This window comes from Anaerotignum faecicola (assembly GCF_003865035.1).
Lineage (GTDB): Bacteria > Bacillota > Clostridia > Lachnospirales > Anaerotignaceae > Anaerotignum_A > Anaerotignum_A faecicola.
The window spans coordinates 258,612-276,976 of sequence record NZ_BHVZ01000014.1; the positions used below are offsets into that span (position 1 = coordinate 258,612).

The following is an 18,365-nucleotide window of genomic DNA, read 5'->3' on the forward strand; positions in this document are numbered from 1 at the left end:
CGGAGTTATATTATGGAGGTGAAGAATATGCAAGAAAGATGCGACATGAAAGAGATACAGAAGATGCTAGGTTCTTTCAGTTGTCCGGAGTTAGCAGAATTGAGTGCGCTAGCAACAAAATATAAAATGAATTTTGCCGATTTGGGAATAAAAAGAGATTTGATTGATCCGAAATTAAAGGATAACCTAGAGGAAATATCAAAAGTAATGCGTTTATGGAGAGAAAATATAGATTTTCAATCATTGGAAAAGACAATAGAGACATTCAAGACAAATAATTTTTTTGAAAGTCCTGAATATAGTGCTTTGATTAAGAAAATGGAGGAAATTGCAAAACCGGGTGCAGCTTTGCAAAAATACTGGAAGGGTGCACTGGATACGATGCAAGAAGTGGCTCTCCATAACCCGAATGCGGTGGCAGATTATCTCGAATCAGTAGGGAAAGAGTTTGATTGTTCTGTCATTCAAGAAGAAATATCTTTCAGCGAAGAAGAGATAGAGCATATTTCTTCGGAGGAATTTGCAGAGGCTTTTAAAGAACAGCTTGAAAATCCGGAAGGATTTCAGGAACGGGTTGCGAATTGGACAGAAGGAAAGAGAAAGGAATATTATATTTTAAGGGGAGTAATTAGTATTGTGATTCATATTATATATGATGTAGCACTGCTTCCTTGGTTGCAAAGTCTTGTAAATCTAAAGTGAAGTTAAGAAGAAAATGAAAAAGGCAAGGACTGAGGTGTCCTTGCTTTTTTGGTGAGACAGTCTATTGACATTATCACTAAAGTTAGTGATAGCAGTTTGTGCATATTGTCACTTGAAATAGTGATATGCTTTTGTTATGATAAGAATACGAAAGAAGGAGGTGCATAAAATGGGTATCAGCTATGACAAAATGTTGAAGCTATTTCAAGAAAGGGGTATCACAAGCTACACGATGAAAAAAGAAAAAATCATCGGGCAGGCAACCTGGAAGAAGATTCAGGAGGGCGGAAACATTGACACAAAGAGTCTGGGTGCCTTATGTGGGTTTCTGGACTGCCAGCCGGGGGATATACTGGAATATGTGAAGGATTGAAGGGAGTGGATGGAATGAGCGAAAGAGAAATGGCGGCAAGCTTACTGGAAAGAGTTCCTGATTACAAGATGGGCTATGTATTGGCATATTTGCAAGGGATAACAGCGGACGAGGCTGCGGATGATGCTTTTTGCGAAAGGATGTACGAAAGCTATCGGAATGATCCCGATCCGGAGAAGGATGTTACCTATTCTTTAGAGGAGTGCAAAAAGGAATGGGGGCTTGATTGATGTACAGAATCATCATCAAAAAGAGGGCGAAGAAATTCATTGACAAGCTGCCAAAGCAGGAGAAGCTCCGCCTTGTAACAGCCATTGAAGAATTACCGAACGGCAGCGACATCAAGAAAATGAAAGGGCATGACGACCTGATGCGGCTGCGTGTGGGTGATTATCGTGTGGTTTATACGGTAGACAACGGAGAATTGATTGTACTGGTAATTGATGCAGGGAACAGAGGAGAAATTTACAACAGATATTGAACGGAATGGGTGCCGAAAACGGCGGAGGAGTGAGAGAAAAGCGCTGCGAGGTGGTCAGTTTTCCTCGCTTTGCTTCGGAAACCGCTATATTTCGGCGTTCATTCCTCGCCTCACACAGCATTCGCTATACGTTCGCTCGTCATAAGCGAACGCCTCAACCGCTACTAGTGCAGCGTTTTTTTTATTTTAAACTAAAAAATGTACGATTTGGGACGATTTGGGACGATTTGGAACGATTTTGTACGATTTTGTACGATTTGGTACGATTGATATGATATAGTGGTATACAGGAGAGCTCGCGAGGGTTCTCCTTTCTTGTTTCCTCCTTAGTAGCGGACGTTGTCCTTGCTTATGACGAGCGAACGACTGACCGGCAGGTTGGGTGAGGCGAGGAATAAGGACAACGTGTTAGCGGTTTTTGAGCGTAAGCGAGAAAAACTTACCTACCGTTAGCGGAAGGCAGTTTTTCAGCTGCCTTCCCTGCATAAACAGGGGGAGGGGCTGCATAAAATGCGCCGGAAGGGGCTTTTTCGGGGATTATTTAACTCTTTGGGGAAGTGTTAAGCAGAAGCGGCGAAAAATGGATTTCTTCCTAATAAGGGGGAGAAAAAGAAATATTTAACACAATATGGTGTTATGTTAAATAAAAAAAGAGCGAGGAAAGCGGCGAAAAGTATTGAAATTTCGGGCTTTCTTGGCTCTTTTGCATTTATGCGGCGATATACGCACGGAAATTTATGCAGAAAAAAATCGGCACCGAAAACAGCAAAGTGCCGAAAAAAAAGGGGGTGAAAAGGTGGCGAGCAGCAACGAAAAAAAGATATACGAAAACATGGAAAGCCTTGAAGAATGGGCGTTTGCGGGACTTTCGCAAAAGGAAATGGCGGAAATGCTGGGAATGGCATATTCTACATTTCGGGATCTGCGAAAGAAAATTCCGGCACTTTCGGCACTCTTAAAAAACAGTGCCGATTTTTTGAAAGCGGAGCAGAAGAAGGAAGTTGAGAAGGTGGAGGTTTCGCTTTTGAACCGATGCCTGGGCTACAACGCGGACATCAAGAAGCACATGAAGGTGAAAAAGCCGATGCTGGGGACAGGCGGCGAGGTTTTGACGGACGCGAACGGGAAGGTCATCACCGAGGAAGTGCTGGAGGAAGTGACGGAGCAGCAGCACGTTCCTGCGGACGTAGGGGCAATCAAATTTTATCTTTTGAACAAAGCAAAGGACAAATGGAAGGAGAACCCCGACAGGCTGGAGCTGGAGAAAAAGCGCGTTGCCAACGACACGAAGCGCACGAAGCTGGCGGAACAGGCGGCAAGCGGCGGCAGCGTGAGCGGAAAGACGATAGAGGAAATCTTGGAGGAAGCGGAAAGCGGTGGTGCAGATGCCGAGGTATGACGTTTTACGAGATGCGAAGAAATACATTGAAGCCTTTCTTTGCATCAAGACAAAGGAAAGCAAGATTGTTCCGTTTCGTTTGAACTCTGCGCAAAAGCGGCTTTATGACTGCATCAAGGAACAGCAGGCAGAGGGCAAGCCGATCCGCATTATCATTTTGAAAAGCAGGCAGATGGGCTTTTCCACGCTGACGGAGGCGTTGATTTATTACAAAACGGCGACCAGAAGCAACGTGAACAGCTTCATCATCACGCACAAGGACGATGCGACCACGAACCTTTTCAACATGAGCAAGCTATTTCAGGAGAGAAACCCTGCGAGACCGCTTTTAAAGAACAGCAACGCCAAGGAATTGATTTTTGAAAACCCCACGAAGAACCCGCGCGAAAAAGAGCGGCTTCCCGGACTGAAAAGCAAGATAAAATGTGCGACAGCCGGGGGCAAGGGTGTTGGGCGAAGCGACACCTTAACGAATGTGCATGCCTCGGAGCTGGCGTTCTGGCCGGGGGAGATTGCGGAGACCTACGCCGGACTGATGCAGGCGGTGCCTGCGACAAGGGACAGCATGGTTATTATCGAAAGCACGGCGAACGGATTCAACTTCTTCAAAAGCATGTGGGATGACGCGGTAGCCGGCAGGAATGACTACATTCCCTTCTTTGCGGCATGGTTTGAAATGGACGAATACCGTAGGGAATGGCACGGGGAGCAGCTGACGGAGGAGGAAGAAGCACTCAAGGCTGCCTTCGGACTGGACAACGAGCAGATCATGTGGCGCAGGTGGTGCATCCGGAACAACTGCAACAACGACATAGACTTATTTCATCAGGAATACCCGTCGACACCGGAGGAGGCATTTATTGCAACGGGGGCAGGGGTATTTGACAACAGGGCGATTATCATACGGCTGCGAACGATGGAGGAGACACCCAGAAGGGGACGCTTCACCTACACAGAGGCACAGGAGAGGCTTGACCGTATTCTTTTAAAGGAGCGGCGTTTTACCGAGGACGAAAAGGGGGAGATTCTTCTTTTCAAGGAGCCGGAGCAGGGCAGACCCTACACGCTGGGCGGAGACACGGCAGGAGAAGGGAGCGATTCCTTTACGGTGCAGGTGATTGACAACATTACAGGGGAGCAGATGGCGCGGCTGAAATGGCAACGCTGCGACGAGGACACCTATGCAAAGCAGGTCTACTGCCTTGGCAGGTACTACAATGACGCACTGGCGGCGGTGGAGACGAACTTTTCCACGCACCCACAAAAGGTGTTGGAATACTTACACTACCCGAAGCTTTATGTGCGGGAGATCTACGACAACTACGAGGGCAGGCTTCGGAAAAGTTTTGGCTTCCAAACGAACGGGCTGACGCGCCCTGTGCTGGTGGCAACGATGCAGGAGTTCATGCGGAGCAACTTACATCTGGTACATGACAGGGACACCCTGCAGGAAATGCTTTGCTTCATCCGCAACGAAAAGGGGAGAGCGGAGGCGGAGCAGGGCGAGCATGACGACCTTGTGATGGCTTACGGGATTGCATTGATGGCAAGAGCGAGCGGACAGCAGCGGATGGATGTGCCGGAAGAAAAGAGGGAGAAGAAAGCGAAATGGACGGCGGACATGTGGGAGGACTACAGAAACGCCGGAGCGAAGGAGAAGGAATACCTGAAAGAGAAATGGGGTACGCCATGGTAGCTATGGTAGCGGTTGAGGCGTTTGTTTATGAGGAACGAACGTCTGACCGATAGGTTGGGTGAGGTGACGAATGAACGCCGAAATATAGCGGTTTCCGAAGCGAAGCAAGGAAAACCTGCCATGGTAGCGGTTGAGGTGAAAAGGGGGTGATGGATTGAAATATGTGATGCCCATTGAGGACAGGAAGATGGTGGGCGTGATTGGGGACTATCTCAGGGAGCGGAACGAGAGAGACTATGTGCTTTTTATGACGGGGGTCTACCTTGGGCGCAGAATCAGCGACATTTTGCAATACAGGGTACGAGATCTGAGAGGAAAAGACCGCATTGCCATTGCGGAGCAGAAAACAGGGGAGACAATCCTATTACCCATCAACCCACACTTGCAAAAAATATACAGGGATTTTTTCAAGGGAAAGAAGGACTATGAATTTGCGTTCCGCAACAGCAGGAGCAAGCAGAATACGCCGATTTCCAGAATACGGGTATGGCAGATTCTGAACGAGGCGGCGGATGCGGTGGGCTACAAGGAAAGCCTGAGCTGCCACACGCTTAGAAAGACATTCGCCTACTGGCTATACATGGACACAGGCGGAGACATTGTGATGGTGCAGGAGGTGCTGGGACACAGCGACCCGAGCATTACGAGAAGATACATCGGGATTGACCAGCAGAAGAAGGAAAAGGCAATCAACGGATTACATTTTTAATTTTTGAATTTGGAAAGGAGGGGACAGCTTGGACGGGAAGAAGAAAGCGCAGGGAAAACTGCCGCTGTGGCAGGAGAGACTACGCAGAAACAGCGCAGCGATGCGAGAGGAATTTGCGCAGATGGACAAGAGAACCGCCCTTTACAACGGGACGCGAGAGATTGACAAGGTGCCAAACGCGAAAAGCCAAGGCACAGCACAGGCAAGCGGCGTGCGAAACATTGTGGCGGAGCTGATGGAGGCACAGGTTGACAGCAGCTTTCCCATGCCGAAGGTGACGGCAAGAAGGCAGGAGCATGAGGAGCTGGCGAAAACGCTGGAGGACTTCCTGCGGAACGAAACAGACCGCCTGCCATTTGAAATGCTGAACGACATGGACGAGAGAATCACACCCATACAGGGGGGAGACATTTTCCTTGTGGAATGGGACAGCAACAGACACACCCACGAGACGAGAGGGGAGCTTTGCGTGAGCCTGCTGCACCCGAGGCAAGTGATTTTTCAGGACGGGGTAAACGAAATCAACGACATGGACTTTATCATTGTGCAGATGGGAATGTCAAAGAAGCATGTAAAGGAAAAATACGGCGTAAACGTGGATGACGAGACGGAGAGCGACCCCCAGAGCAGAGGCGGCAGAAGCACGGCTGAGGACGTTGTGACCGTCAATTTCGGGTATTTTAGAAACGAAAAGGGCGGCATCGGGCGATACACATGGGTGAATGACATGGAGCTGGAGGACTTGGAGGACTACCAAGCAAGGAAGATGAAACGCTGCACGAAATGCGGGGCGGACATGACAGGCTTGGACAGCTGTCAGCACTGCGGCAGCACGCAGGCGGAGGAATACGACAGCGACGAGATGGAGCTTTTCGAGGACATTGAGACAAGGAACGGCGTGATTCCCATGATGACTGAGGCAGAGACTTTTCCTCCGGAACTTCAAGAAGCAGCGAAGCTGGTTTTCGGAGAAAACTTCCGAGGCGTGAGCGAGAACGGCTTGATGATGGACGAATTCGGGAACGCTTACGAGGCTGAGCCGATGACGGTTGAGGTGCCGACAAGGATTCCGAGATATAAGCCGGACATTTACCCTATTGTGATACGCAAGAACGTGAGCAGCTGGGGGAAGGCACTGGGCGACAGCGACATTGACAAAATCATGGACCAGCAGAACATGATTAAGAAATGCGACAGCCGGATTCAGGAGAAGCTGGACAAGGGCGGCAGTATTTTCACCAGAAGCGAAAAGACGGAGGTTTCCAAGACGGACGAACAGCTGAGAGAGGTTATTTTTCAGGGGGCGGACGAGGCGAACCTTTTCGGGATACATAATTTACAGGTGGACACGAGCCAAGACCAAGCCATTGCAGAAGCGAACTACGAGCAGGCGCGGCGCACATTGGGAATCACAGACAGCTTTCAGGGCAGACCCGACCGCACGGCAACCAGCGGCACGGCAAAGCAGATTGCGGTGGCGCAGAGTGCAGGGAGACTGGAAAGCAAGCGCATTATGAAAAACGCAATGTATGCGGATTTATATGCTGTGATGTTTCGTTTTCTTTTGGCTTACAGCGACGAGCCGAGGAGCGTGCGGCACAACAACATTGACGGCAGCACAACCTACAGCGAATTCAACAAATACGACTATCTGGCGCAGGATGCGGCCGGGGAATGGTACTGGCTGGACGATTTCCTATTCAGCGTGGACAACACCTCAAGCCTTGCAGGGAACAGAGAATCTATGTGGCAGGAGATCCGCATGAATTTGCAGACGGGGGCATTCGGCGACCCGGCAGACCCTGAGACGCTGATTCTATTCTGGGAAATGATGGCAGGGCAGCACTACCCCGGCGCGGCAGAGATTCGGGAGAGACTGGAGAAAAAGAGACAGGAGCAGCTGGCGCAGATGCAGATGCAGCAGATGCTTCCGCCGGAGACACAGGCACAGATGCCGCAGGGGGCAGAGCCTATGGGCGTGCCGGACATGGCGGTGGAGGATGCCGGAGGTAGCACGATGGAAATGATGGGAGGTTTGACAGGTGGAATGTAAAGAATGTGGCGTAGAGCTGATGATCAGCGACAGGGGGAAGCTGCTGTTTGAAAATGACGACAGGGCAGACATGCCGACAAGGGCTTACTATATCTTCAAATTCAAATGCAGAAACCCTGCATGCGTGAACTATGACAAGGAGGTTCACGAGGAAAAGGTTTATATTGACGATTGATGAAAGGCTGGCAGCGAAAGCGACCGGCTTTTTATATTACCGCCATGCGCAGCGTAGGGAAACCAAAATGCGTAGAAATGGAGCGAGTGGATGAAAAAGCGAGGAATGACGGAAGGGGGTGAACGATATGAGAAAGCATGGAAACGGGCTGGAAGTTGGTAGAGCCGGCACGATGGAAGTGAAGGCAACAAAGGGGGCTGAAAGCACAAAGGCACCCAAGAAGCAGACAGGCGGCGACCTGAGAGGTAATAAGCGCTAAGCGCTAACTTGAAATCAGGATTTCAAGTTGGGAGACAGAGGAAGGAACAGAGCAGTTCCGGCGCAAGCTTGAAACTGCCTGTTCTCCTCGGCGGAAATAAATTCCGCCTGCGGAATGGATGCGGGGACACCCCTGCACCCCGTAGACGGCGAAAAGGAGGAAAGCAGAATGGCAGGATATGACGAAGATTTCTGGGGCGAGGACTTCTTGGAAGGCGAAGAAGGCGCGACAGAGGGAGAGGAAGGCACGGAAGGCATAGTAGCGGACGTTGGCCTCGACCATGAGGAGCGAACGTCTGACCGAAGGTTGGGTGAGGCGACGAATGAGGGCAACGTGTTAGCGGTTTCCGAAGCGGAGCAAGGAAAACTGACCGACAATGCAGGCGGCGAGGGCGGAGAGCCTGCGGACGATGACGAGGGGTTCAGCCCTGAGCTTTTGGCACGCATTGAGGCGGAAACGCAAAAGCGTGTGGATGCGAGCATTGCAAGGCAGTTTGAGGGGATTTTGAACCCCTACACAAACAAGCCGATTTTGACAGAGGCAGACCTGACTGCTTACCGCAGTGCATTTGCGGCAGAGGAGCAGAGACAGCAGCTGGAGGAAATGGGCGTTTCCAAGGAGGTTTTGGACAGCTACATTCAGAACCACCCTGCCATGCAGCAGGCACAGCAGGTGATCCACCAGCAGGAGCAGCAGGCGGCGAACGACTTTATGGCGAAGGAATTTGAAGCGATGAAGAAGGAGTTTCCGGACTGCGGACTGGAAAGCCCCCAGCAGCTGAACGAGACAGAAGCAGGCAGACGCGCCCTGCAGATGTGGGCAAACGCACCCGGCATTACGCTTGCGGATGCCTACGCGGCAACGCACAGAAGGGAAATCAGCAAGAAGCAGAGCGCAGCGGCAAAGCAGGCTGCCATGAATGAAATGAACAGCAAGGGACACCTGCGCCAGACGAAGGGAAGCAACGCAAAGGGAGATGTGCCGGCAGAGATTGCGGCGGAGTACGAAAAATATTTCCCCAATGCAACGCATGAGGAAATTGCGGAAATGTATTGGAAAAATCAAAAAGCAACGGAATGAAAAGGAGTGAGAGAACATGTTTAAAGTAAAAGACAGACAGAACAGCTGTGTAGAGCCTTTTGAGTTTTTGCCTGCGAAAAGCGGCGAGGTCTACGCCCTGGGCGAGGCACTGACCTATACGGACAAGGTGACAAAATGCGCGGCAACGGCGAAGCCTACACACATTTGCATGGGCCCCGGGGACGGAAACGTGGTTCCGGTGATGCCTGTGCTTGCGACCACAAGATTTGAAGTGCCCTATGACGCAAAGCCTACGGCAGGGACAGCGGTGACGCTGGGGACGGCAGGGCTGAGCGTGACAGCGACCACGACAAGCGGCGTATTTACTATCACAGATGTGGACGAAGCAAACGGAACAGCTTGCGGCTATTTCAGGTAACGGTTGAGCCGTCCGGTTATGACGAGCGAACGTCTGACCGACAGGTTGGGTGAGGCGAGGAATGGACGGCGAAATATAGTGGTTTCCGAAGTGCAACGAGGAAAACCTACCGACAGTAAGCGGCTGAGCCGCTAAATTAAACATAACGGATGCAGTCAGAGGATGACTGCTTTTTTATTGCAAAAAAAAGGAGTGAACTACATGAGCGGAATTATTTTTTCTCAGGCGAGCGGCCTGAACGACAGCGTTTTCGGCAAGAGTCAGGAGCCTATTAAAAGCATGATTACGGCCGGCGTAGAAAGTTTTGAGGAAACCAGCTTGCTGAGCAAGATTTTCTACATGGACAAGACAAAGAACTTTGCGGAGAAATATGCAACCATGACCTCTCTTGGCAACTTTCAGGATGTGGGCGAGAACGGCGCGACACCACAGGACAGCTTTCAGGAGGGCTTCTGCAAGGTGATTGAACCCAGCACATGGAAGCTGGGCTTTTCCATCACTGCGGAAATGATGGAGGACAACAAAATCGGCGATATCAGCAATGCGGCGAAGCGTTTTACCACAAGCTACGGCAGAACGAGAGAGCAGTTCGGCGCAGCACTGCTTTCCAACGGACACAATGCAAAAATGAAATGGGGCAAAAAGGAATACAGCATTACCTGTGCGGACGGCAAGCCCTTCTTCTTCAAGGAGCACCCCAGCAAGGTGGACGGCGTTTCGCTGAAGCAGAGCAACCTGTTCAAAGGGGCATTCAGCGTGCTGACACTGGACGCGGTGCAGGAGGCAATGCAGGACTTCAAGGATGACAAGGGGAACCTTTTGAACGTGAAGCCCGACACCATCATTATTCCCAACAGCGGCCCCTTGAAAAGAGCGGTTCTGGCGGCGGTCGGCAGTGAGCTTGACCCCAGAAACAACAACAACGCTTGGAACTTCCAGTGCGGCTTGTGGAACGTGCTGGTGTGGGCGGAACTGCCTAAGACCATCGGCGGCGAGCCTTACTTCATTCTGATGGACAGCGACTACATGCAGCAGTACGAATGCATGCCTTGGCTGGACAGAATCAAGCTGAAGGTGGACAGCTACATTGACCACAACACAGATGCCAATGTATTCAAGGGCAGAAGCAGATTTGCGGCAGGCTTCAACAACTGGAGAGGTGCGGCACTCTGTGGCGAAGGTTTAACCGGAGGCACAGACCTGACGGCACTGAACGCCTAAGTCAAAATCAGGATTTTGACTTGTGGAACAGAGGAAGGAGGCACGGGCGAATGAGCATTACTTGGAAGGAATTACAGGAAACGTGCCTGCGGAAGATGGACAGCTTGGACGGGGTGGCTCTGACGAAGGACAGCAACAACGCGGCATACCTTTACGGTATGCCTGCCGCCGCCAATGAAGCCCTGATGCTTTTGGCAACGAACGGGAGATACTGGAAGAAGCTGCTGACAATCACACAGGGAGAGGGAGAGACCGCCACAGAGGGAGAGCCTTTGGGCGGTTTTCTTGCCTACGACCTGCGGCAGCTGGCGGAGGGCTTTTACTGCATTGACAAAATCAAGCGGGCAAGCGGCACAGAGTACGGCACCTATTCAGGCTATTTGATGGAGGGTGACCATGTGCTGCTGCTGCCGGCAGAGGACGAAGGGACGTTCCGCATTTGGTACAACGCATACCCCACGCGGATTACGGCGGAAACGGCGGCAGACTTTCCCATTGACCTGCACGAGGAGGCGGCGCATTATGTGGCGCACTACATGGCAGGGCAGCTATACAAGCATGACGACATCAGCATTGCACAGATTTACATGAACGAATTCTTTGAATGGATGGAGCGGCTTGCGGAAAGCGGACGAAAGGCAGACGGCAGGAACGCCGGCAGCGGCGGCTGGACGAGTGTAAAAAATTACTATTAGGGAGGGGGCATAGGATATGGGGAGATTCAGTGTACCTTCCTCGCCTGCCCGAAATGTGGTGAAGATTGAGACCTTCAAGGGGGTTGACCTCAACAGCAGCCCCAGCAATGTGGAGATTACCCGAAGCCCCAACGCGCCGAACATGATGCGAGATGTGCCGGGGAAGGTGCGCAAGCGGCAGGGCTATGAACGGATTGCACAATTTTCCGGCAAGCGCATCAACGGGGTTCACATTCTCAGAAGCGCAGAGAAGAACGAGGAGAAGGTTCTAATTCATGCAGGAGACAGCCTTTATCTGGAGGGGAAGGCGATTTACACCGCCATGGCGGACGAGAGAAGCGTGGGGCGGCAGTTCTACGGCAAGCTATTCATTTTTGACGGGAAAAAGGCACTTTGCTACGGCGAATTTGAAACAGAGGAAACAGCCGCAGCCGAGACAGAGACGGACAAGGAGGAAAAGCCAAAGGCGTTCATGGTGAAACCCTTAGAGGATGCGGCATACATCCCGACAGTGATTATCAGCCGAAAGCCGACAGGCGGCGGCACAACCTTAGAGCCACTAAACCTCATCGGGCGAAAATGGAAGGAAAGCTTTCTTTCTGACGGGACGGCGAAGGTTTACCAGCTGACGGCGAAGGATTTGGATGCAGACAAGGTTACGGTGCGCATCATGACGAAGGAAGGCGAATGGACAGAGAAGAAGGAAGGCACAGATTTCACGGTGGACAGAAAGAAGGGAACTGTGACCTTTACGACCGCGCCGGGGGCAAGCCCTGTGGTGGGATATGACAACGTGGAAATCACAGCGGCAAAGACGAGAAAGGGATATGCGGACAAAATCAACAAATGCAAAATCATTTCGCTTTTTGGCGTGAACGGGGCAATGGACAGGATGTTTCTTTCCGGCAACCCGGACTTTCCGAACCGAGACTGGTACTGCAAGATGGCGGACGGGTTTTTCTGGGGCGACCTCTGGTACAGCACGCTGGGGCAGGACGGCAGCGCGATTGTTGGCTACAGCATCATCAACGACAGGCTTGCGGCGCACAAGAGCGACGCAGAGGAGGGGCGAAACGTCATCCTGCGCAAGGGGGAAATGGGCGAGAAGGACGCGACCTTCCCCATCATCGGGACGCTGACGGGCAGAGGGGCTTTAGGCAGCCACACCTTCGGATACCTTGGGAGCGAGCCTTTATTCCTGACGGACATCGGCATTATGGCAATTACGGCGGCGGACTTGACGGGGGAGAAATACAGCCAATCCAGAAGCTACTACATTGACAATGCGCTGACGGCGGAAAAGGGACTTGCGGATGCGTACGCATATATCTGGCGTGATTTTTACCTCATCAGCACCGGAGGGGGCAGGGTTTACCTTCTGGACGGCTTACAGAAAAGCTACGAGAGGGACAACCCCTACAGCAGCTTTCAATACGAATGCTATGTTTGGGAGAATGTGCCGGCAAGGGTTTTCTGGGAGGACAAGGAGGGGCGGCTTTGCTTTGGGGATGCAGAGGGAAACCTCTTCCGATTTTTTGACGATGTGACGAACCAGAAAAGCTACAACGACAACGGCAGGGCGATTTCTGCCAGATGGGACACGGCAGAGCTTTCCGGAAAGCTTTTCTACAAGAACAAAAACTTCCGCCGGCTTGACTTTGTGCTTGCGCCTGCGATTGCAACGGGGGCGAAGGTATTTGCACAGGTGAAGGGGGTCTGGAGTGAGATTTTCGACAGCGGCGCGCGGGCGATGTACTTCGATTTTACGCACATCAACTGGGAGAGAATCAATTTTTCGACAGACGACACGCCAAGAACGATTGGCGGCAAGATAAAAATCAAGAAGGTGGACAAGGTTGCATTCAGTTTGCGCAACGAGCAGCTGAACGAGCCATTCGGGATTTATTCTTTAGCCATGGAATACACAGAGAATGGAAATTATAAAGGATAAGGGGGTTATTATGGCAGATACGAAAAGAGAGGATGCGGCGGCATACGTCATTTTGGACAGCGCGCTGAACGGGAAGGGCGTTTCCGCCCAGACAAACCCCATGGAGAAGCCGGAGGACGAGGCGAAGGCGGTTTTTGATGAGCTTTCCAAGGACATCATCATTCCTGCCTTCAACCGCTTTGTGCTTTTCATGGCGGCGCAGCTGGGGATGATTGACATGACGAAGGACAGCGACAAGCCGATTTCCGCCGCGATGCAGACCGCCCTTGACAAAAAGCAGGACAGGGAGAAGCGAACCGGGAGCGAGACGCTTTACAAGGTGCTGACGGACAACAACTTTACGGATGAGGCGGCGAAGCAGCTTGCGGCAGCCTTTGCGGCACTGCACGAGCATGCGAACAAGTCACTTTTGGACGGGCTGACGAAGACGGACATTGACAACTGGAACGGGGCAAACGTGCTGACGAAGGACAACACGGAGCCTTACGAGCCGAGGGGCGAATATCAGCCGGCTACGGTGCGATTTGTTCTGGACAGGGTGGTTGCGATTGGGGCGGCAGACATGCAGGCGCGGATCTACGACCCACAGAACAGGCAGGCGGACATCTTCGGGGAGATAGACACGACAGCGGCGGCCCTGCGAAAGGAAATGGCAAAGGTCGCGGCGGATGCGGCATACATCATTGACGATGTGACCGGGGAGAAATACCGGCTTGGGGTTTCGGGCGGCGGCTTATATTACAGGAAGGAGGAGAAGGCATGAGCGAACCGATTTTTATTGCGCGGCAGGACACGCTGGAGCAGGAGATTCTGCCGGCACACTGGCTGGCGCAGTACAAGCTTTTCGGGGAGGAAAGCTACACCTTTCAGGACAAGGGAATCTGGAAGAAGCTCTGCATGAGCCGTGCGGCGGCAAACGACAGGGACATGCACGCAGAGGCATTGGAGGAAATGCTGACGACATTTTCCGCAGAGCACACAGGGAAATGGATGCTTCTGGTTTACGGGATGGACGCGGCGGCACTGGAGGGGCTTGCAACCATGGCGGCGATTGCGGCAAACGGCACAGCCATGGGGGCGATTGCAGACAATGCGCTTTTGATGCACGCCATCGCAAACAGCGAAACAGCCATGCAGCGGATTGCAAACAGCCAGACAGCCATGCAGAGGGTCGCAAACAACAGGGGGGCGATGGATGCCATCGGCAGAAGCCGGATTGCGAGAGACGCAGTGCAGGCTTCGCCCTACTACAACAGCTACATCAAGGAGAACGACATGGCGATTGCGAAACTGGTGGTTGGCTTTGCAAACCTCGAATCTGCAGGCTATTCCGGCTGCGCCGGAATGGCGGCAGATTCGACAGCCATGACCGCAGTTGCTGCGAGCAGCACAGCCATGACCGCAGTTGCTGCGAGCAGCACAGCCATGACCGCAGTTGCTGCCTCCGGTGTTGCGCTGAAGGCGATTGCACAGGCATACAAGAATACTGCAAATATGCTGCAATTCCTGAAGGCGGTGAATGCTTCGGATACGCTGATCAAGCGCATTTATAACACACTGACGAACGCAACTGCACTTTTTGGCACAGCACAGCTGGGCGGACAGGATAGTGTTGCGGATGCGAACAAATGGGCAACCACTTCCGCAGCACCCAATGCCTTTTTGGCGTGTGCGTGCGGTTATTACAACTCAGGCGGCGCGAGCGTGGATGTGACATACAACGGGACGGCGATTGCACAGAACAAGACGGGCACAAGACAGCCGGGCAGCGTAACAAGCACGAACGTGAACGCCATCACGATGGCACCGTCCACATTTACCGAAAATGGCGATGGTTGGCTGGCAGTGCAGAAATTTACTGTGAAATAAAGGGGGTGAAGGAGCATGAAAGGATTTTTGAAGGAATTGCAGGAGGGCAATGCCGCAGGCGGCTTTGAGACAGTGCGCACGGGGGAGGTTACCCTCACGCCGAACAAATGGCATACCATGGCGGTAATCAGCGGAACGGGAAAGCTGCTGCAGGCGGATTTGTTTGGGTGTATTCCATACAATTCTTCAGGTGCGAATATTGGCGAAGGTGCTTGGGATATGCGTATTCTGATAGACGGAGAGATATTTGCCGATGTGCGGATGGCTGTAGCCAGTACTAATTATGGCATGGTTGGACATCTGCTTGCAACGGACTTTACCTACCTTTTGCCGAGCTTGGAAGGGAGAAATACGATCTACCAGCGGGATCTTTTCGGAAATTTGCAGGTAGGAAACAGTTGGGTCAATATTCTGGCGGAAAAGATTACGGAAGGAAAGGGTTTCAGCAGTTCCGCAACCGACCGGAAGGATGGTTACATGAATGTGATTCCGTTTATCGGATACCTTCCTTTTCAACGTTCTTTGGAGATACAGATGGCTTTTCTTTTTGCGAATCCATCGGAGACATTGCCGGAGGGGCGGCAGTGCCGTGGGAGCGTGGACATTGCCTATCAATTAGACGAGAAATGAGGTGGAGCGGATGCAGAAGGAAGAAGCGCACGCAGGCAGCGTGGAGCGGCACTATAAAAACGGTGCTACGGTACGATTTTTAAGGGGAGAGCCGCCGAAGGAGCCGGAGCCTGTGCCGGAGACGCTGACGGAGCAGGAGCAGGCGATTTTGGAGACGGCAATCAATGTAGACTATTTGGTCTGCATGAAGGAATTGGAGATTTGAAAGGAGAGATTGCATTATGACATACGCAAGACTGAAAAAGCTGATTGAAAGAGGCGCATACGAAAAAGAGGATATGCTGAACAAGCTGGATGTATTCCTGATGGCAAACCGCATCACAGAGGAGCAGTATCAGGAACTGGTCGGCATGATGGGATGAAGGGAGACAGGCGCATGACAGGTGCATTTTGCAAGGTAAACATGATTGGCGGCGCGCTTTTGGCGGCGATGGCGGCGGCATTGGGGAAATACTGGTTTCTCTTTGCCGGCTTTCTGGCGTTCAACCTCATCGACTGGCTGACAGGCTGGGCAAAAAGCCGCATGAAGGGGGAAAGCTGCAGCAAGGTAGGCGCGATCGGCGCGATGAAGAAGGTCTGGTACTGGGTGGTAATCGCCATCGCCTTTTACATCGGCTATTCCTTTGCGCAGATGGGCGAGACCATCGGCGTAGGGCTTGGATTTATGCAGTTTATCGGGTGGTTTGTGCTGGCGAACTATCTGGTAAACGAAATCAGAAGCATTTTAGAGAACTTGGTGGAAATGGGCGTAAACGTGCCGCCTATGCTGATTAAGGGACTGAAGATTGCAGCGGAGCGGATTGACGCTGCGGCAAGCATCGGGGGCGAGGACGATGGCAAATGAGACGAAGGCATGCAGAGACATCGGCGCGCTTTTGCCTGCGGCGCAGGCGGCGTGCAGGGCGTTTCTCAGAGAATGCGAAAAGGAGGGACTGCCCGTTTTGATTACGGAGACCTACCGCACGCAGGAGCGGCAGGACTACCTTTACGCACAGGGCAGGACGAGAGCCGGCACGATTGTGACATGGACGAGAAAAAGCCGCCACACCGGACGGCTGGCGTGGGATATCTGCAAGAACGTAAAGGGGCAGGAATACGCCGATGCGGCATTTTTCGACAGATGCGGAAGGATTGCGGCGCGGCTGGGAATTACATGGGGCGGCAGATGGGACACGCCCGACCGTTCCCATTTTGAGGTAACGAGCGACTGGAAGGAAAAGAGGGAGACAGAGATGGAAAAGCGATACGAAACGCTTGCAGAGGTGCCGAGCTGGGCAAGGGAACTGGTGCAGGAGATGCTTACAAGAGGATGCTTTGCAGATCCGCACCGACTGCACCTGAGCGAGGACATGCTGCGGACAATGGCACTGACAGACAGGCTTTTAAAAGCAAGGGAGGGAAGGAAATGAACGAACCTTTAACATTACTGAAAAGCCCCAGAGACGAGAGGGACTGGCATTACGGCAGAATCGTATGCGCAGGGGGAGAGCTGCCGACGAGGGTGAGCCTGCGGCAGAGCTGCGGACCGATTCGCAGACAGGGCAAGAGCGGCTTTTGCCACAGCTTTGCAGGGACTGCGCTGAAAAATTTGCAGGAAACGCAGGACTGGGGCGAGCGGAAATACAACTTTTCCCCTCTGGGGCTTGCCAGAGCGGTGAAGGCGAGAGACGGCATTGCCTTCACAGAGGGCAGCACGCTTTTAGACGTTTGCAAGGCATTATGCAGTGATGGGGTGTTTGACGAGGTATTTTACCCCTTTGCAAGCTACGACCAAGAGAGTTTCAAGAAAACAGGCAAGCTGACCTTTCCCCCGATGGCAGTATCGGCGGAGGAGGAGGCGCACCTTCCGAAATACTACTGCAAAAACTATGCGAGGGTGGACACGCTTGAGGAAGTGAAGCGCGCTCTGGCCAATCAGAATCCCGTGCTTTTAGGGATGACCTGTTCGGAGGAAATCTATTCGCCCACAGAAGGATGTATCGGACTGCCTTTAGGGACATTTCTGATCGGGGGGCATGCCGTGCTGATTATCGGCTATGACGACACGAAGGAGCGGACGATTCACGGCAGACACTACAAGGGCTTTCTGGAATGCCAGAACAGCTGGGGCGAGGACTACGCAGACCATGGCTTTTTCTGGATTCCCTACGAATACATCACCTACCGCACGAAGGACCTAGGGATGGGGTTTGTGATGGACATGTATACCGCGATTGACCTTGCAAGGGAGGATTTGCAGGGGACGGCGGTGGAGCTTTTCATCGGGAAGGACAAGGCATTTGACGACGGGAAGGAGATTTCCCTTGACCAGCCGCCCATTGTAGACGAAAAGACGGGGCGAACCTTGGTGCCCCTGCGCTTTGTGGGCGAGAGCCTTGGATGCAGGGTGGAATGGCTGGCAAAGAGCCGCCGCATTATCATCCGCAGCAGGGCGCACGACATTGAGCTTGCGATTGGCAGCCAGACGGCACTGGTGGACGGCGGCAAGCGGCTGATGGAGCAGGCACCCATCCTTGACGAGAGAACGGGGCGGACGCTTGTGCCCCTGCGCTTCATTGCAGAGACGATGGGGCATGCGGTGCTCTGGGACGGAAAGAGGAGAAAGATTACGATTTTGAAAAACTGACATAAATAACAGCGGCATAAGGAAAAGCGACAATGCAGGCTTTGCAAAGTCGCTTTTTTCGTGCAAA

General features: G+C 52.4%; 24 protein-coding genes. All 24 read left to right on the forward strand.

Annotated features, from left to right (window positions below; genetic code table 11):
• The first annotated feature begins 27 nt into the window (after positions 1–27).
• The 24 genes from EJE48_RS11270 to EJE48_RS11370 all read left to right on the forward strand — a co-directional run bounded on the left by EJE48_RS11270 (position 28) and on the right by EJE48_RS11370 (position 18,298).
• Positions 28–702 carry a hypothetical protein gene (locus EJE48_RS11270; protein WP_118580682.1) on the forward strand — a complete coding sequence of 225 codons (675 nt, stop codon included), beginning with the start codon at positions 28–30 and terminating at the stop codon, positions 700–702.
• Positions 703–871: 169 nt separating this feature from the next.
• Positions 872–1,075 (forward strand): helix-turn-helix domain-containing protein, encoded by a 204-nt coding sequence (locus EJE48_RS11275; RefSeq protein WP_118580679.1) that lies wholly within the window; start codon positions 872–874, stop codon positions 1,073–1,075.
• Between the two features lie 14 nt (positions 1,076–1,089).
• Positions 1,090–1,305, forward strand: a complete 216-nt coding sequence (locus EJE48_RS11280) for a hypothetical protein (RefSeq protein ID WP_016407845.1) — start codon at positions 1,090–1,092, stop codon at positions 1,303–1,305.
• The gene (locus tag EJE48_RS11285; RefSeq protein WP_016407844.1) at positions 1,305–1,556 is read left to right on the forward strand and encodes a type II toxin-antitoxin system RelE family toxin; all 252 of its coding nucleotides are present in this window, start codon (positions 1,305–1,307) and stop codon (positions 1,554–1,556) included. Before EJE48_RS11280 ends, EJE48_RS11285 begins: the two co-directional genes overlap by 1 nt.
• A gap of 796 nt (positions 1,557–2,352) precedes the next feature.
• On the forward strand, positions 2,353–2,955 hold the full coding sequence (locus tag EJE48_RS11290; protein ID WP_147365487.1) for a hypothetical protein: 603 nt from the start codon (positions 2,353–2,355) through the stop codon (positions 2,953–2,955).
• Positions 2,942–4,651, forward strand: coding sequence for a DNA packaging protein (locus EJE48_RS11295; protein WP_124984574.1), 1,710 nt, complete (start codon positions 2,942–2,944; stop codon positions 4,649–4,651). Before EJE48_RS11290 ends, EJE48_RS11295 begins: the two co-directional genes overlap by 14 nt.
• Positions 4,652–4,678: 27 nt before the next feature.
• On the forward strand, positions 4,679–4,801 hold the full coding sequence (locus tag EJE48_RS12700; RefSeq protein ID WP_279221715.1) for a hypothetical protein: 123 nt from the start codon (positions 4,679–4,681) through the stop codon (positions 4,799–4,801).
• 13 nt (positions 4,802–4,814) lie between these two features.
• Positions 4,815–5,360: a tyrosine-type recombinase/integrase gene (locus EJE48_RS11300; protein WP_243108026.1), complete on the forward strand. Its 546-nt coding sequence runs from the start codon at positions 4,815–4,817 to the stop codon at positions 5,358–5,360.
• Between the two features lie 28 nt (positions 5,361–5,388).
• Positions 5,389–7,413: a portal protein gene (locus EJE48_RS11305; RefSeq protein WP_118580664.1), complete on the forward strand. Its 2,025-nt coding sequence runs from the start codon at positions 5,389–5,391 to the stop codon at positions 7,411–7,413.
• Positions 7,403–7,588: a hypothetical protein gene (locus tag EJE48_RS11310; protein WP_118580661.1), complete on the forward strand. Its 186-nt coding sequence runs from the start codon at positions 7,403–7,405 to the stop codon at positions 7,586–7,588. Before EJE48_RS11305 ends, EJE48_RS11310 begins: the two co-directional genes overlap by 11 nt.
• Before the next feature lie 127 nt (positions 7,589–7,715).
• Positions 7,716–7,847, forward strand: a complete 132-nt coding sequence (locus EJE48_RS12705) for a hypothetical protein (protein WP_279221716.1) — start codon at positions 7,716–7,718, stop codon at positions 7,845–7,847.
• Positions 7,848–8,015: 168 nt separating this feature from the next.
• Entirely contained in the window at positions 8,016–8,927 is a 912-nt protein-coding gene (locus tag EJE48_RS11315; protein WP_148095980.1) for a hypothetical protein, read from the forward strand.
• A gap of 16 nt (positions 8,928–8,943) precedes the next feature.
• A complete protein-coding gene (locus tag EJE48_RS11320; protein ID WP_118580655.1) occupies positions 8,944–9,306 on the forward strand; it encodes a hypothetical protein in 363 nt (120 codons plus the stop codon).
• A gap of 201 nt (positions 9,307–9,507) precedes the next feature.
• Positions 9,508–10,527 carry a phage major capsid protein gene (locus EJE48_RS11325; RefSeq protein WP_160117369.1) on the forward strand — a complete coding sequence of 340 codons (1,020 nt, stop codon included), beginning with the start codon at positions 9,508–9,510 and terminating at the stop codon, positions 10,525–10,527.
• A 50-nt stretch (positions 10,528–10,577) separates the two neighbouring features.
• Positions 10,578–11,222 carry a phage adaptor protein gene (locus EJE48_RS11330; RefSeq protein ID WP_118580649.1) on the forward strand — a complete coding sequence of 215 codons (645 nt, stop codon included), beginning with the start codon at positions 10,578–10,580 and terminating at the stop codon, positions 11,220–11,222.
• 16 nt (positions 11,223–11,238) lie between these two features.
• A complete protein-coding gene (locus EJE48_RS11335) occupies positions 11,239–13,173 on the forward strand; it encodes a hypothetical protein (RefSeq protein WP_118580646.1) in 1,935 nt (644 codons plus the stop codon).
• A 10-nt stretch (positions 13,174–13,183) separates the two neighbouring features.
• Positions 13,184–13,936 carry a hypothetical protein gene (locus EJE48_RS11340; protein WP_124984578.1) on the forward strand — a complete coding sequence of 251 codons (753 nt, stop codon included), beginning with the start codon at positions 13,184–13,186 and terminating at the stop codon, positions 13,934–13,936.
• Entirely contained in the window at positions 13,933–15,042 is a 1,110-nt protein-coding gene (locus EJE48_RS11345; RefSeq protein WP_118580640.1) for a hypothetical protein, read from the forward strand. The genes EJE48_RS11340 and EJE48_RS11345 overlap by 4 nt, the downstream gene beginning before the upstream one ends.
• A gap of 15 nt (positions 15,043–15,057) precedes the next feature.
• Positions 15,058–15,672, forward strand: coding sequence for a hypothetical protein (locus EJE48_RS11350; protein WP_118580637.1), 615 nt, complete (start codon positions 15,058–15,060; stop codon positions 15,670–15,672).
• 10 nt (positions 15,673–15,682) lie between these two features.
• Positions 15,683–15,877, forward strand: a complete 195-nt coding sequence (locus EJE48_RS11355) for a hypothetical protein (protein WP_118580634.1) — start codon at positions 15,683–15,685, stop codon at positions 15,875–15,877.
• Positions 15,878–15,893: 16 nt separating this feature from the next.
• Entirely contained in the window at positions 15,894–16,034 is a 141-nt protein-coding gene (locus tag EJE48_RS12380; RefSeq protein ID WP_170158626.1) for a hypothetical protein, read from the forward strand.
• A 14-nt stretch (positions 16,035–16,048) separates the two neighbouring features.
• Positions 16,049–16,516 (forward strand): phage holin family protein, encoded by a 468-nt coding sequence (locus EJE48_RS11360; RefSeq protein WP_118580631.1) that lies wholly within the window; start codon positions 16,049–16,051, stop codon positions 16,514–16,516.
• Complete coding sequence (locus tag EJE48_RS11365) at positions 16,506–17,081, forward strand: M15 family metallopeptidase (protein ID WP_118580628.1); 576 nt, start codon at positions 16,506–16,508, stop codon at positions 17,079–17,081. The genes EJE48_RS11360 and EJE48_RS11365 overlap by 11 nt, the downstream gene beginning before the upstream one ends.
• Positions 17,078–18,298: a stalk domain-containing protein gene (locus tag EJE48_RS11370; RefSeq protein WP_160117370.1), complete on the forward strand. Its 1,221-nt coding sequence runs from the start codon at positions 17,078–17,080 to the stop codon at positions 18,296–18,298. Before EJE48_RS11365 ends, EJE48_RS11370 begins: the two co-directional genes overlap by 4 nt.
• Positions 18,299–18,365: the final 67 nt, after the last annotated feature.

Excerpts from the sequence above, each read along its gene's own strand:
- EJE48_RS11270 (WP_118580682.1), top strand. The coding sequence starts at position 28 with ATGCAAGAAAGATGCGACATGAAAGAGATACAGAAGATGCTAGGTTCT.
- EJE48_RS11275 (WP_118580679.1), top strand. The coding sequence starts at position 872 with ATGGGTATCAGCTATGACAAAATGTTGAAGCTATTTCAAGAAAGGGGT.
- EJE48_RS11280 (WP_016407845.1), top strand. The coding sequence starts at position 1,090 with ATGAGCGAAAGAGAAATGGCGGCAAGCTTACTGGAAAGAGTTCCTGAT.
- EJE48_RS11285 (WP_016407844.1), top strand. The coding sequence starts at position 1,305 with ATGTACAGAATCATCATCAAAAAGAGGGCGAAGAAATTCATTGACAAG.
- EJE48_RS11295 (WP_124984574.1), top strand. The coding sequence starts at position 2,942 with ATGCCGAGGTATGACGTTTTACGAGATGCGAAGAAATACATTGAAGCC.
- EJE48_RS12700 (WP_279221715.1), top strand. The coding sequence starts at position 4,679 with ATGAGGAACGAACGTCTGACCGATAGGTTGGGTGAGGTGACGAATGAA.
- EJE48_RS12705 (WP_279221716.1), top strand. The coding sequence starts at position 7,716 with ATGAGAAAGCATGGAAACGGGCTGGAAGTTGGTAGAGCCGGCACGATG.
- EJE48_RS11315 (WP_148095980.1), top strand. The coding sequence starts at position 8,016 with ATGGCAGGATATGACGAAGATTTCTGGGGCGAGGACTTCTTGGAAGGC.
- EJE48_RS11320 (WP_118580655.1), top strand. The coding sequence starts at position 8,944 with ATGTTTAAAGTAAAAGACAGACAGAACAGCTGTGTAGAGCCTTTTGAG.
- EJE48_RS11325 (WP_160117369.1), top strand. The coding sequence starts at position 9,508 with ATGAGCGGAATTATTTTTTCTCAGGCGAGCGGCCTGAACGACAGCGTT.
- EJE48_RS11330 (WP_118580649.1), top strand. The coding sequence starts at position 10,578 with ATGAGCATTACTTGGAAGGAATTACAGGAAACGTGCCTGCGGAAGATG.
- EJE48_RS11335 (WP_118580646.1), top strand. The coding sequence starts at position 11,239 with ATGGGGAGATTCAGTGTACCTTCCTCGCCTGCCCGAAATGTGGTGAAG.
- EJE48_RS11340 (WP_124984578.1), top strand. The coding sequence starts at position 13,184 with ATGGCAGATACGAAAAGAGAGGATGCGGCGGCATACGTCATTTTGGAC.
- EJE48_RS11345 (WP_118580640.1), top strand. The coding sequence starts at position 13,933 with ATGAGCGAACCGATTTTTATTGCGCGGCAGGACACGCTGGAGCAGGAG.
- EJE48_RS11350 (WP_118580637.1), top strand. The coding sequence starts at position 15,058 with ATGAAAGGATTTTTGAAGGAATTGCAGGAGGGCAATGCCGCAGGCGGC.
- EJE48_RS11355 (WP_118580634.1), top strand. The coding sequence starts at position 15,683 with ATGCAGAAGGAAGAAGCGCACGCAGGCAGCGTGGAGCGGCACTATAAA.
- EJE48_RS12380 (WP_170158626.1), top strand. The coding sequence starts at position 15,894 with ATGACATACGCAAGACTGAAAAAGCTGATTGAAAGAGGCGCATACGAA.
- EJE48_RS11360 (WP_118580631.1), top strand. The coding sequence starts at position 16,049 with ATGACAGGTGCATTTTGCAAGGTAAACATGATTGGCGGCGCGCTTTTG.
- EJE48_RS11365 (WP_118580628.1), top strand. The coding sequence starts at position 16,506 with ATGGCAAATGAGACGAAGGCATGCAGAGACATCGGCGCGCTTTTGCCT.
- EJE48_RS11370 (WP_160117370.1), top strand. The coding sequence starts at position 17,078 with ATGAACGAACCTTTAACATTACTGAAAAGCCCCAGAGACGAGAGGGAC.